The organism is Roseibium sp. HPY-6 (assembly GCF_040530035.1).
Taxonomy (GTDB): domain Bacteria; phylum Pseudomonadota; class Alphaproteobacteria; order Rhizobiales; family Stappiaceae; genus Roseibium.
The window spans coordinates 1,193,829-1,206,484 of sequence record NZ_JBEWCD010000002.1; the positions used below are offsets into that span (position 1 = coordinate 1,193,829).

General features: G+C 57.2%; 10 protein-coding genes. 4 read left to right on the top strand and 6 right to left on the bottom strand.

Features of this window, described 5'->3' with window-relative positions; translation table 11 throughout:
* Positions 1-52: 52 nt before the first annotated feature.
* Together mutL and ABVF61_RS16900 are read left to right on the top strand one after the other, a co-directional pair.
* The gene (mutL, locus tag ABVF61_RS16895; RefSeq protein WP_353994702.1) at positions 53-1,960 is read left to right on the top strand and encodes a DNA mismatch repair endonuclease MutL; all 1,908 of its coding nucleotides are present in this window, start codon (positions 53-55) and stop codon (positions 1,958-1,960) included.
* Positions 1,961-2,023: 63 nt separating this feature from the next.
* On the top strand, positions 2,024-2,896 hold the full coding sequence (locus ABVF61_RS16900) for an alpha/beta hydrolase (protein WP_353994703.1): 873 nt from the start codon (positions 2,024-2,026) through the stop codon (positions 2,894-2,896).
* 61 nt (positions 2,897-2,957) lie between these two features.
* Here the strand turns inward: ABVF61_RS16900 and ABVF61_RS16905 are convergent, their stop codons facing one another.
* Together ABVF61_RS16905 and ABVF61_RS16910 are read right to left on the bottom strand one after the other, a co-directional pair.
* On the bottom strand, positions 2,958-4,142 hold the full coding sequence (locus ABVF61_RS16905; RefSeq protein WP_353994704.1) for a porin: 1,185 nt from the start codon (positions 4,140-4,142) through the stop codon (positions 2,958-2,960).
* A 141-nt stretch (positions 4,143-4,283) separates the two neighbouring features.
* The gene (locus ABVF61_RS16910; RefSeq protein WP_353994705.1) at positions 4,284-4,712 is read right to left on the bottom strand and encodes a nucleoside deaminase; all 429 of its coding nucleotides are present in this window, start codon (positions 4,710-4,712) and stop codon (positions 4,284-4,286) included.
* 216 nt (positions 4,713-4,928) lie between these two features.
* Between ABVF61_RS16910 and ABVF61_RS16915 the strand changes: the two genes are divergently transcribed.
* Positions 4,929-6,263: a pseudouridine synthase gene (locus tag ABVF61_RS16915; protein ID WP_353994706.1), complete on the top strand. Its 1,335-nt coding sequence runs from the start codon at positions 4,929-4,931 to the stop codon at positions 6,261-6,263.
* Entirely contained in the window at positions 6,260-6,820 is a 561-nt protein-coding gene (gene rsmD, locus ABVF61_RS16920) for a 16S rRNA (guanine(966)-N(2))-methyltransferase RsmD (RefSeq protein ID WP_353994707.1), read from the top strand. The genes ABVF61_RS16915 and rsmD overlap by 4 nt, the downstream gene beginning before the upstream one ends.
* A 16-nt stretch (positions 6,821-6,836) precedes the next feature.
* On the opposite strand, the gene ABVF61_RS16925 is transcribed toward rsmD, so the two are convergent.
* The 4 genes from ABVF61_RS16925 to ABVF61_RS16940 form a co-directional block, all read right to left on the bottom strand.
* Positions 6,837-7,697 carry an MBL fold metallo-hydrolase gene (locus ABVF61_RS16925; RefSeq protein ID WP_353994708.1) on the bottom strand — a complete coding sequence of 287 codons (861 nt, stop codon included), beginning with the start codon at positions 7,695-7,697 and terminating at the stop codon, positions 6,837-6,839.
* Positions 7,698-7,914: 217 nt separating this feature from the next.
* The gene (locus ABVF61_RS16930; protein WP_353994709.1) at positions 7,915-8,253 is read right to left on the bottom strand and encodes a hypothetical protein; all 339 of its coding nucleotides are present in this window, start codon (positions 8,251-8,253) and stop codon (positions 7,915-7,917) included.
* A 110-nt stretch (positions 8,254-8,363) separates the two neighbouring features.
* Positions 8,364-9,230 carry a patatin-like phospholipase family protein gene (locus ABVF61_RS16935; protein WP_353994710.1) on the bottom strand — a complete coding sequence of 289 codons (867 nt, stop codon included), beginning with the start codon at positions 9,228-9,230 and terminating at the stop codon, positions 8,364-8,366.
* A 125-nt stretch (positions 9,231-9,355) separates the two neighbouring features.
* Positions 9,356-12,541, bottom strand: coding sequence for a sensor domain-containing protein (locus tag ABVF61_RS16940; protein WP_353994711.1), 3,186 nt, complete (start codon positions 12,539-12,541; stop codon positions 9,356-9,358).
* Positions 12,542-12,656: the final 115 nt, after the last annotated feature.

Below are 12,656 nucleotides of genomic sequence, written 5' to 3' on the forward strand. Positions count from 1 at the left end.
CGCGGACCATATAGGAACAGGGCGCGGTGCGAAACCGAGTAAAGGGAGTTTCATGCAGGTCAGGCAACTAGGCGAGCGGGTGATCAACCAGATCGCGGCGGGCGAGGTCATCGAACGGCCCGCCAGCGTCATCAAGGAACTGGTTGAAAATGCCGTCGACGCCGGCGCGAGCCAGATCGATATCGTGACGGCGGCCGGCGGCAAGACGCTGATGCGCGTCGCCGACGATGGCCATGGAATGCGGAAAGAAGATCTGCAGCTTGCGATCCGGCGTCATTGCACGTCCAAGATTTCCGACGATGACCTTTTCGATATTCGCACACTCGGCTTTCGCGGTGAGGCCCTGCCGTCCATTGGCTCTGTCGCGCGGCTGGGGATCCAGAGCCGGCATGCAGATGAAGACCACGCCTGGGCAATCGCGGTCGAAGGCGGCAGGCAGAGCCAATTGGCCCCGGCAGCGCGGGCGAAGGGGACACAGGTCGAAGTGCGCGACCTTTTCTTTGCAACGCCCGCCCGTTTGAAGTTCCTGAAATCGGACCGCGCGGAAGCTGCGGCGATCACCGAAATCGTCAAGCGGATTGCATTGGCTTACCCCGAAATCGGATTTTCACTGTCCGGCCCTGACCGTCAGCCACAGTCCTGGCCCGCTGCACTTGGGGACGAGCCACAGCTGGCGCGTATTGCACAGATCCTCGGTCAGGAGTTCGTTGAAAACGCCATGGAAATCGACGCGGAACGCGAAGGTGTCCGGCTGACGGGGTTTGCCGGTCTGCCGACCCATCATCGCGGCAACGCCCAGCATCAGTTTTTCTTTGTCAATGGCCGGCCGGTCAAGGACAAGCTGCTGCTCTCCGGACTACGAGGCGCCTACGCCGATGTTCTGGCACGGGACCGGCATTCGGTCGTGGTTCTGTTTATCGAACTCGATCCGGCGCAGGTGGACGTCAACGTTCACCCCGCAAAGGCGGATGTGCGCTTCCGCGATTCCCAGCTGGTGCGGGGCCTGCTGGTCGGTGCGATCAAACACGCACTGGTTCAGGCTGGACACCGGTCTTCGACCTCTAATGCGGCAGTCGCCCTCGATGCGCTACGCGCGCACGGGGCCGGTCAACAGACGCACAGCCCATCTTCATTCGGCTCCGGCAACCATTCGTCTGCGGGCAACGCTCGATCGACGGCTTCGACCTTTGCAAGGCAAGGGCCGGAAGCCAGATGGGAAACGGAAGCATTCAGGCCGTTGGAAGGCAGCGAGGCGACCCTCGCCGGTTTTTCCGAAACAGGGCAAAGTCCCTATCAGCCACAGAACGGATTTACCGGCATCGCTGTTCCGTCCGCAGATTCAAGAGCGCATCAGATCCCGGCCGAAACTGAAAAGACCGACTTGCCTCTCGGTGCTGCGCGCGCGCAAGTGCATGAAACTTATATTATTTCCCAGACGGGAGATGGCGTTGTCATCGTTGACCAGCATGCGGCGCATGAACGGCTTGTCTATGAGAGGCTGAAGGAAGCGCTTGCGCAAAAGAACGTCGCCCGTCAGATCCTGTTGATCCCGGAGATCGTTGAATTGCCTGAAGAAGATGCGATCCGCCTGAACGAAAAGGCGGACGCGCTTGCCGAAGTCGGCCTCGTGCTGGAAGCCTTCGGACCGGGAGCGATCGCCGTTCGCGAGACACCGGCATTGCTCGGTGAGATGGATATCCAGGGGATGGTGCGCAATCTCGCGGACGAGCTCGCTGAGTGGGAAACGGCGGACGGTGTGAAGGAAAAACTCGATCATGTGGCCGCGACCATGGCCTGCCACGGGTCCGTGCGCGCCGGCAGGCGCATGCGTCCGGAAGAAATGGACGCACTCTTGCGGGACATGGAAGCAACACCCAAATCTGGGCAATGTAACCATGGACGGCCGACTTGGGTTGAACTCAAGCTGACGGATATCGAAAGGCTCTTCGGCAGGAAATAAGCCGAAGCCTGATCGGTCGCGGTCTGATTGGCGTATGCGAAAAAGAAAGAACAGGAGCAAGCCATGGCCGAGACCGAGACCGGCGGTAGCGCAAGCGTACAGGAAGATTCATCCGGCGCAGGAAGCAAGCTTTTAAGATTTTTGGGCAAGTTGATCGTCATTTTTGCGATCGCTTACACGATGGCCGCCGGTTACATGTATCTCAACCAGCGCAGTTTCGTGTTTGTGCCAAGCGGCGAGCTGGAAACACCAGCCGACAAGGGACTTGATACGGTTTCCGTCGAAATCATTGAAATGGCGGATGGCACGAAAATAACCGCCTGGACTGCAGAGCCTACCGAACCAGGAGCCCCGACAGTCATCTATTTCCATGGCAACTCCAGCAATCTCTCGAACCGCTCACCCCGTTTCAAGCAGATCGTCGACAGTGGTTATGGCCTGTATGCTCCGACCCACCGAGGTTATGCAGGCAGCGAGGGAAGTCCATCCGAAGCAGCACTCGTTTCAGACGCGCTGGAACATTACGACCGCGTAGCTGCGGGCGGTACGCCGATAATCGTTCACGGTGAGAGCCTTGGGACCGGTCTTGCCGCAGCCGTTGGTGCGGAGCGACCCGATGCAGGGCTTGTGGTGCTCGAAGCACCCTATACGGCACTGGTTGACATGGCCTCGGAAAGCTACCCCTGGCTCCCGGTGAACCTCCTGATGAAGGACCCTATGAAAACCCGCGAGAGGATCGGAAACGTTGCGGCGCCGGTCCTCATACTGCACGGGACCGAAGATGCGGTGATACCCGTCGAACATGGCAAGCGGTTGTTCGACGACGCGTCCGATCCGAAGGAGCTTTTGGTTATTGATGGTGCCGGCCACAGCGACTTGTGGAAGCGCGGTCTCTGGGAAACCGTTCAGGACAAGTGGCAAGCGCTGCAGTCTTAGAGATGTATTTTCGCGCTTCCCAGACCCGCCGGATAAGGCGCGTCTGGGGATAAGATCGTTCTTAGAACGAACGCTGCATGCGGAAGGTTCCGAACAGCTGATAGGTGTCTTCGAGCCCGGACGCATTGCTGAAATCCAGATCACGGTATTGCAGTTCCGGTCCCAGAATAAAGCCCGCTACGGGTTCCCAGACCAGGTTACTGGTTACGCTCCACTGGGTGAAATCGTAAGCACTCGTAGCAGCATCGACGTTGTGATAACCACCTTCGACGTTCAGCTCCAGAGTGTTCGTCAGGCCTAGGCGCACGCCGCCGAAAACGTTCCAGGTCCGGGTGGTCTCGGTGCTGTTGCCGTCCCACACAGCATCCGTGATCTGGCTGTTCCAGCCCGTTGACCCGTAAGCGCTGGCGCCGTCGGTATAAACGCCCTGAAGCGCAATGCTGCCGCCGTTCGCAAATCCTCCGAACTCGACTTCGACACCGGCGCCAACGGCCCATCCAAGTTCATCTTCGGAACTCCCGGTCGCGCCGTTGAAGGCTGCCTCCGGATAGACCTGGTGCAAGGCCCCCATGATCTGGGCTTCACCCCAGCCCTGGTTGACGCCGATTACACCGATGATATCGGGCATCCGCGTGCCGCCATAACCCAGAATGCTGCCGTTCAATCCGATACCGGCTTCGCGGTCAGACTGGTCCTCAATGGCAATCGTCGCGTTGAAGCCGTTGCCGAAAGCGTGGGTATACGCGATCTGATTGAGAGACTGATCGGAATAGCTCTCCATCTGGGCGTCGAAGGCGTAGCCCGTGAAGAAGTCAAAATTCGAATTGGTCAGGCCCGCAGTCAGGCCGCCCCACTGGATGTAGGCGTTGTCGACCGAAAAGCCGGCCCTGTCGTTGGTCTGCTGCATGTAGATTTCGAGAAAGCCGCGTAGTGTGCCGAACTCGGTCTGCGTGCGGGCGTCCAAGTAAAGGTAACCGCGTGAGCGCCACTGATATCCGTCAGCATCTCGATCACCCCAGGCGTTTTCCGCCTCACCGAAATTGCGGACCCTGAGTTCGGTTCTGACCCGGCCCCGAACGCGCAGGCAGGTTTCCGTGCCGGGGATATAGTAGAAGCGCGAACCGTAAGCATCGCAGATCCGCACGTAGTCTACTGGCTCCGGCGCAACGGGAAAATCTGCTGCCTGGGCCGAACTGGCAGCGCTTGCAATGCCTGCAAGCAGTCCAAGAGCAACGAAACGTGCCATCTTTCTCTCCGTCGCAAATCAGTTGGGGGTTACCTAATTATGAGCGAAGGGCGTGACAGTTCGCTAACAGAAAAACACGCCGAAAGCGAAACAGCGGACGAAAAAATAGACTTGTTGCTTCAATGCAACGCAGAATTGTCTCTACCTTTTGGAGGCAAAGAAGTCCTTCAAAAGTGTGGCCGCGCGCGTTTCGCCAATTCCCGAATAGACCTCCGGCGAATGGTGGCAGGTCGGCTGGCAAAAAAACCGCGTTCCATGGTCAACTGCGCCTCCCTTTGCGTCGCCGGCGCCGTAGTAAAGACGTCTGATACGGGCAAATGAAAGCGCGCCGGCACACATCGGGCACGGTTCGAGCGTCACATAGAGATCACAGCCGGTCAGGCGTTGCGATTTCAGAAGCTTGCAGGCCTCCCGGATGACGAGGACCTCCGCATGCGCCGTCGGATCGTTCAACTCCAGGGTCCTATTGCCATTGCGGGCTAGGATTTCACCGTCTTTGACAATGACTGCACCGACCGGCACTTCGCCGCGCTCCGCAGCCGCCTCTGCTTCCTCAAGTGCAATGCTCATGAAGGATATCTGGCCCGATTTGGAAGGCGATGCGGTCATAAGGTCCAACTTCAAGGAAACCGTTGTTTGTGCCTCAGTGCGGTAATTGGCCGGTTTTGTCAAAACCCGTTTCGACCGCGTGTCCGTGTGCGCCATGCGTCAGGAAAAGGGCTCCCTTGCGTTTTTGGCAGCCATCAGGCGATTTCCGAAACGCTCAAGCTCTGCTATGACGCCTCCATGACGACAAGAAAACCAAATCAGCGGCACCCGGAGCGGCCAAAGGGTCAAGGGTGGACGAAAGGCGCGCAGGCCAAAAAGCAAACACGGCCTGCCGCGCCCAAAAAAATGGGCGCAAATTCTCAGCGCCATGAGAGCGAAACCCAGGGTGAGCGTGGCGAGCGTATCGCAAAGGTCATGGCGCGTGCCGGTTTGTGTTCCCGGCGCGAGGCAGAAACCTGGATCGAGGCAGGGCGTGTCCAGCTCAACGGCAAGGTTCTGACAACACCGGCGGTGACAGTCACAGGCAACGACAAGGTACTGGTAGACGGACAGGAACTGCCAACGCGAGAACGCACCCGGCTCTGGCTCTATCACAAGCCGAAGGGCTTGGTGACCACTAACAAAGATCCTGAAGGCAGGCCGACCGTCTTTGACCGTTTGCCGAAGGATCTGCCGCGTGTCCTGACTGTCGGGCGGCTGGATATCAACACGGAAGGTTTGTTGCTCCTGACGAACGACGGCGGCCTGGCACGTGTGCTTGAACTGCCGTCTACCGGGTGGTTGCGCCGGTATCGCGTGCGTGCTTTCGGAAAGGTCACTCAGGCCGATCTGGACGGATTGAAGGATGGTGTTGCCATTGAAGGTGTCCTTTACGGCGCGATCGAAGCGGTACTCGACAAGGAACAAGGCAACAATGTCTGGATGACCGTCAGTCTGCGTGAAGGCAAAAACCGCGAAGTCAAAAGGGTCCTTGAACATCTCGGTCTCGCGGTGAACAGGCTGATCAGAGTTTCTTATGGGCCATTTCAATTGATGGACCTGCCGGATGGTGACGTGCGCGAAATCAGGGGCAGGGTCCTGCGGGATCAACTGGGAGACGCGCTTGCAAGCGAGGCTGGCGCAGATTTTGACGCGCCGATCCTGCATCAACCCAAGCAGGAAACCGCAAGGAAGCCATCTGACAAGAAACGCGTTTCGGGAAGCGCCACCGGGCACGGGTCCGGGAAGCGTGATCAGGGCCAGGGTAAGTGGCTGACTGCCCGGGAAGGCAAATCGGAGACGGACAAGCGCAAGGCTAGAAAAACCGGCGGGCCCGGCCAGAAACAGTCCAAGCGTGGCAATGCCGGTCCAAGGCAGGAAAAAGTGTCACCGCGCTCCCGGTTTCGCATGACCCGGGATCCTGGACCACGCAAGGATTTCGGCGAGGAGCGTCCTGCACCCCAAAGGCGCATCTGGAGCGAAGACGGACTTCTGGAAGACAAACAGCAGCAAAAAAGATCGGACCGATCCACGCGTGAACGTCGCGAGCCACCCAAGGGCGGCGGCCGGCCGCGCGGAGGCGGGCGTTCGTGAGAATTGTCGCGGGACGCTTTAAGGGGACCGCGCTTGCGACACCGCGCTCGTCGGCGACACGGCCGACCAGCGACCGGTTGCGCGAGACGATTTTCAATATACTGGCGCATGGCCTTGACGCGGATCTCGACGATGCGCGCGTGCTGGACCTTTATGCCGGGACGGGAGCGCTCGGTTTCGAAGCCATGAGCCGCGGCGCCAAGCATTGCACATTCATTGAAGAAGCAAGCGAAGCGCGCGGAATCATACGGCGCAACATGGAAACGCTCGGATTGAACGGTGCTGCGAAAATTTTCCGTCGCGACGCGAGGCGGCTTGGCAGCGCCGGAACGATTGATCCGTTCGACATTGTCTTTGCAGATCCCCCATACGGCAAGAGGTTCGGCGAAGCGGCATTGGCCTCAGCTGCCGGTGGCGGATGGCTGAAGAGCGGCGCGGTTTGCGTTCTTGAGGAAACTGCGACCGCTGAAATAGACTTACCCGACGGGTTTTCACATCTGGACACGCGTCGAAGCGGTGACAGTCAGGTTGTTTTTCTTAAATTTCACGCAGACTGATCGATGGTCTTTGAACTCATGCGCCGCCGGGCATCATGATGTAAACCGTTGGCTTCGTTGGCAGCGTCGATCGGCTCACCACAAGCTTGGGAACCTCTGCTCTGACGATCTGATATCCGGCTTCCAGTGAACGCTCGGTGAACGCAGGCAGAGCCCCGGCAAAGTGGAAATGCATCGGTATGATCATTGATGGACCAATGCCTTCCAGGACATCCATCAGGCTATCGAGCCGTAAAGTCGACGAATTGTCGATCGCTGCAAAAACAACGTCGATCTGGCCAAGGCGCAGGTAATCATCCTTTGTAAGCCTGTGATGCAGGTGCCCGAGATGCGCGATGCACAGGTCGGCGATTTCGAAGATGAAGATTGAGTTGCCGAGGCGCCGTGTCTCTCCGTCCCAACCGCGGATGTTTGTCTGGATGTTCCTGATCCGGACGTCTTCGACGGTCAGGTCGTGGTCCATCGGACCGCCTTCAGGATTCCAGCCGTAAAGCAAGTGTTCAATGTTCGGGTCCGGTGACAGGGAATAGTGCGTCGAATGCGCACCATTCATCGTCGCGACCGTCGGAGGAAGGAACGGGCGATGGACATCATTGTAATCGGTGGCAATGCGAACACCGCCGGGTGTTTCTAGTTCAAACGTAGAGTGGCCAATATAGCGGATTTGTACTTCTCCGGCAGCAAGGGCAGCTTGCCAAACCCGCATTTCACCAGCTTGCGGAGAGCTGACGGGCGCTTGTGCGATGAGCTGACAGATGGCCAATGCCGGTTGCGCCACCAATAAGAGCGCCAGCGCCAGGAGGAACGCTGCTATCTGATGCAGTTTAAGAGCCCGGCCAAGAGGCAAATCGAATACGGAAACGCCGACTGTAGCCATGTGCTTCGTCCCAGTTGATCGCGATCTTTTTAAGAGTAGCGGTCCCGGCGGCTGTGGCAAGACTGTTTAAGCACGGCACGAACGCGATGATGGCTTCGCAGGCATTTTGCAGGGAAAAGCGCAAAGAAAAGGCAACCGGCCCGCGCGTCATGATGTGCGGAGGCGGTTGCCACAGGTGGGGGCAGGAGGGAGGAAGGAACCCGCCCCGGATGAACTGTCAGACGACGTGGAGGCTGACCGGAGCTTTTCCACCTCTCGGACGGATGCCTGCGTCGAATTCGTTGACATTGTGCGCCTGTGCTTGAACGTGGATGAGTTCACCGGCATGACCGGCTTCCATCACCAGAGCTGTTCTGCTGCACAGGGCAGCCAGGGAGAGCCCCAACTGGCGCAAGTGTGATCTGCGATAACAATAGACCGCGAGGGCAGCCCTTTGATGGTCGGGCAATTGAGACCCGATATCCGACACGACGTTGAGCGTCGCATCAAGCATGTTCTTGAGTAGATCTTCTGGAACCGGGCAATTTTCCAGATCTGTAGATCCCGATCTGTGCATGTGTCCACCTATATCATTTTTAAGAATACTATCTTGGTATCACCTTAAATAAGGATTAATTTGCCCGATATTTACAATAAAAGACGGCATAATGGTAAAATATACTTATGTCATATTGAAGTAACTCTCGGTACTTCCTCCAGCAAGTCAGCCAATTTCTCTCTCGTCGTCTCCCGAAGTGATTCTGCATTGTCCAAAATGCGTTCTGCCTTCATGAAATCCAGAACACCCGTCTTGTCATGCGGCGGACGAACCAGGATATCGGGCTGTTCCAGTTTCAGTTTTTGTGCCGTGATTGTCTGCATGAGGATCTGTGCGGAGCCGAACAGCGAATCGAGCATGTTGATATCCGGCTTTTCGGGGTGAGGGACCGGTGCGCCGACAACGTCCACGGCAACGACTATGTCACACGTGTCGCTCATGCCGTCGAAGGGCAGTGGATTGACAACCCCGCCATCGATGAGAAACCGCCCTTGATGTCTGACAGGCCGAAATATGGCAGGAATTGCGATCGAGGCCGCCATGGCAGGAAGGAGAGGGCCTCGTTCGAAGTCGACTTCTTCGCAGCCGTAGAAGTCGGTCGCGAGCAGGCGAAGCGGAATGTCCAGCTCTTCGAAGGTCTCAGGCAGATGTTCCGAAACGAAGACCTCCAGGACACGCAGTGGGTCGAACTGGACGAGACCCGGCCGGAACACTTCAGAAAACCGTCTGGGTCTAAGCTGCCAGACCTTCGCAAGCACATTGTTGCGGTCTGCAAAAGTGTCGAGGGCTATTTGCCGGATTTTCTCACCGCTGTGACCACTTGCGTAAGCAGCGCCCAGTATCGCGCCAATCGAAGTTCCGGCGATCAGCGCGGGTTTGATGTTCAGGTCGTCGAAGGCTTCAAGAACCGGAACATGCGCGAGACCACGCGCTCCGCCGCCGCCAAGAGCAAGACCGATACGAGGGTGAGTTCGCAGAGTAGACAGTGCGGTCATTCTTCCGCATTCCTTTCAAGGCAGACTGTCCCGAACATGGGTGTCTTCCCCCGGCTTGCCAAGACGCTGCCAAATCCGAACCGGTTTTGTCAGAGGAATGGCAGAACGGCAGGAGCCCTGAAAACTCAAATTACAAAGTAGAGGTCGTCGGACGCTTCGGTCATCCATTCGGTCATTTGATCAAGTGGCATCGGTTCCGCGATCAGGTATCCCTGGATCGAGAAGTCACCCATCATTCTCAGCCGGTGGTATTGCGCTTCCGTTTCCACGCCTTCGCACACGACAGCAATGTTGAGCGATCGCGCCAAATGAACCAGCTGATTGACCACAGCTTCCTTTCTCGGGTCGTCGATCATCTGGTTCGTGAACGATTTGTCGATCTTGAGCCCGTTGATCGGCAGGTCGGCGACATGCGTGAGCGACGCATAGCCGGTGCCGAAATCGTCGAGCTCGATATGAACGCCGAGTTCGAACAATTCCCGAAGAGCGGCGAGATGACCGGACGGATTGTCGCTAAGGAAAACGGATTCAAGGACCTCCGCGGTGATCCGATTGGGTTCGATCTTGTACTTCTTCATCCCGGCCTTGAAATGGTCCACGAGCAGACCGGAAGCCAGGTGCGACGGCGATACGTTGACAGAGATGCGTCCGAAATCAAGGCCGGTGTCGAGCCAGTATCTTGCTGCCGCAAGTGCGCGATCGATGATGATTTCACCCATGAGCGGCGCGAGACTTGTCCGCTCAACGATCGGAAGGAATTCACCAGGAGACAGGATCCCCCGTTCGGGGTGGTCCCAGCGTATCAGCGCTTCAATGCCGGTAATGCTTTGCGATCGCAGATTGACCTGTGGCTGATAGACCATGAAGAACTGGTTTTCCTTCACGGCCTTCTGGAGTTCCCGTTCGATCCTCGCTTCAGTTTCACTCTCCGTCTTCATGCTTTGCCTGAAGAACGTGAAACGGTCCTTGCCGTTTTCTTTCGACTGGTAAAGCGCAAGGTCGGCGTTGAACAGAAGATCTTCGAAATTCGTTGCGTCGTCGGGACACAGCGCAATTCCCATGCTGACGGTAGGCCAGAACCTGTGCCCGTTGAAATCCATAGGCAGGCGCATGAGACGCCTTGCGCGCTCGCAAAGTTCGTTAGGGTCCGAGGTGCTGGCTTCAGCGATGACGACGAATTCGTCCCCGCCCCAGCGGTACGCTGTTGCCAGACCACGCGAGACTTCCCGCAACCTGCGTCCCGTTTCTTCCAGGCAATAGTCTCCCGCAAGGTGACCGAGCGTGTCGTTCACCCGTTTGAAGTTGTCCATATCGACATGCACGAGAAACGCCGGCTTGTCGTCTTGCGCAAAGCGTTGTTTCGCATCGCGCTGACAGCCCGCACGGTTGGACAGTTTCGTCAACTGGTCGAAATAGGCGAGACGCTCTGCACGCACCCGTGCTTCGCGGGTTTCGGTTTCGCGCAAGACCCGTTCTGTCACGTCGTTTGCAATAATGACGAAGAGTGACTGATCCTTGTCCTTGAACAACTGCACGCGCAGATCGACGGGATACTCTGACCCGTCCCGGCGCTTGTGGATGCTTTCTGACGCAATACCCTCAAGCTCTCCGTTCAGCAGAGGCCTGACCTGATGCTGGATCGCTTCCTTGGTGTAAAGCGGATTGACGTCCCAAAGGCGAAGGGATTTCAGTTCACCGATCTGGTAACCTAGATTGCTGAGCGCACATTTGTTGGCATGTTCAATGCGGAATGATTCCGCCTCGACGATGTAAATCTCGTTCAGAGACGATTCCAGAATGTCGGCCAGCAGGTTGTTCTTCTGTTCTGCCTGAATGCGCTCGGTAATGTCATGGACGGTGCCGACAACGCGGGCACCTTTGCCGTCAGGGCCAGGGAGCACGTAGCCTCGGATATGAAGGGCACGGGGTGGTTCGGTTCCGGTCACCAGCGAGTGTTCGAAGTCAAATTCGCCGCACGTTTCGATGGCATTTTGAACCATCAGTTTCGCAGCTTGCGCTTCGTGTTCGGGAATTTGAGAATAGACCCTTTCAATGATCTCGTCGGACGGCAATCCCGCCGGTATATTCATGATCCGGAAGTACTCTTCCGTGGCGCTGATCTCGTTCGTGGCGACGTTGCGTTCCCAGCTCCCGACGGTCGCGATACGTTGAGCCTCCAGGAGTTTTGACGCATTGTTCTCAAGCTTGTCCGTATAGTTGCGGACTTCAGCTTCCAATCGTTCGCGCGTTATCTGAACTGAATTCTGCAGCCGCGACAGCAGCCGGTGAATGACCGCCCACGCGATCAACGACAGGCCGGCACCGATCAGAACGGAAATGATGACGCCGTTAAAGAATGCCCAGACATTGCCGGTGATGTCCTTCACCAGCAGCAGCTTGAATTCGTGTTCGCTTTGTGCAACCGCGATCGGCAGATCGCGGACCATGAAAATCTTGCTGTCCTGCATATAGAACGGGTGGATACGCGTCAGGTCCTGGCCGCTTTTTGCAAAGACATCAAGCTTCATGCCCTTGGGTGACAGGTTACCCAGCACCTTGAATTTTGTGGACGTGGACCGACCCTGTCCGGGTCTGGCCTCCTCGCAGATCTTGACGATTTGCGCATCCAACGCCGTGCTTGCAAGCGCGAGCGAGTTCTCAATTCCGATGACAAGCTTCAAGTAACCCTGCAACTGATTGTTGGAAAGCCAGGGTTTGACCACTGTAACCGCAAAGCGATTGTTTGGGCCGAGCACAATCCCATCGATTTGGCCGCTCGGCATGGAACCCATTTCAGCGCCGGTTGAATGTCCGGATGCAATCTGAAGAGCAGTACCGGGCGCTCGTGTCAGGTTCGTTCCATCGGCATCGAATATTTCCAGTGCCAGTATATTCAGATCGTCAAATGTTTCTGTCACGACGTCTTTGGCAAACTGCTGAATTTTGCCTGCGTCCCTGTTTTGGATGGCCTGTTTGAAGTCGGTGTCTTCTTTTGTCGCGCTGACGATTTCATCAAGGGCATGTGAACCGAGCGCCCTTTGCTGCATCAATATGCGTTCCGCGGTTGCGACAATTGCGTCCTGCGGTTCGCGCAGGTTGCGGTACTCTGCAACGATATTCTGCATCGTGAGAACGAAGACAGTCACCGCCAGGAATGACAGAAAGATAATCCGGAGCGGACGTTCGAAGTTCAGGTCGTCCGGGCAGAGGCGTTCAACGATGCGGTCAAGAAGCGTGACGCGTTCGTGGCCGCGCGGGTGATGTCCCCGCGGGCCGCCTTTCGCCGCTTCTCGATCGCCAATTTCCTGCACACACACCCCCGGCAGCCGAAGCTGCGAACTCGTTGGTCAGGATGCCAACATACGGCTGCTGGATGTGTCTTCTCCGCAAGCTGATGCAAGCTGTCTCTGCCATTTTTATTAATAA

Bases quoted from the DNA above. Each gene is read 5' to 3' on its own strand.
- ABVF61_RS16910 (WP_353994705.1), bottom strand. From the start codon at position 4,712: ATGAGCATTGCACTTGAGGAAGCAGAGGCGGCTGCGGAGCGCGGCGAA.
- mutL (WP_353994702.1), top strand. From the start codon at position 53: ATGCAGGTCAGGCAACTAGGCGAGCGGGTGATCAACCAGATCGCGGCG.
- ABVF61_RS16900 (WP_353994703.1), top strand. From the start codon at position 2,024: ATGGCCGAGACCGAGACCGGCGGTAGCGCAAGCGTACAGGAAGATTCA.
- ABVF61_RS16925 (WP_353994708.1), bottom strand. From the start codon at position 7,697: ATGGCTACAGTCGGCGTTTCCGTATTCGATTTGCCTCTTGGCCGGGCT.
- ABVF61_RS16930 (WP_353994709.1), bottom strand. From the start codon at position 8,253: ATGCACAGATCGGGATCTACAGATCTGGAAAATTGCCCGGTTCCAGAA.
- ABVF61_RS16905 (WP_353994704.1), bottom strand. From the start codon at position 4,142: ATGGCACGTTTCGTTGCTCTTGGACTGCTTGCAGGCATTGCAAGCGCT.
- ABVF61_RS16935 (WP_353994710.1), bottom strand. From the start codon at position 9,230: ATGACCGCACTGTCTACTCTGCGAACTCACCCTCGTATCGGTCTTGCT.
- ABVF61_RS16915 (WP_353994706.1), top strand. From the start codon at position 4,929: ATGACGACAAGAAAACCAAATCAGCGGCACCCGGAGCGGCCAAAGGGT.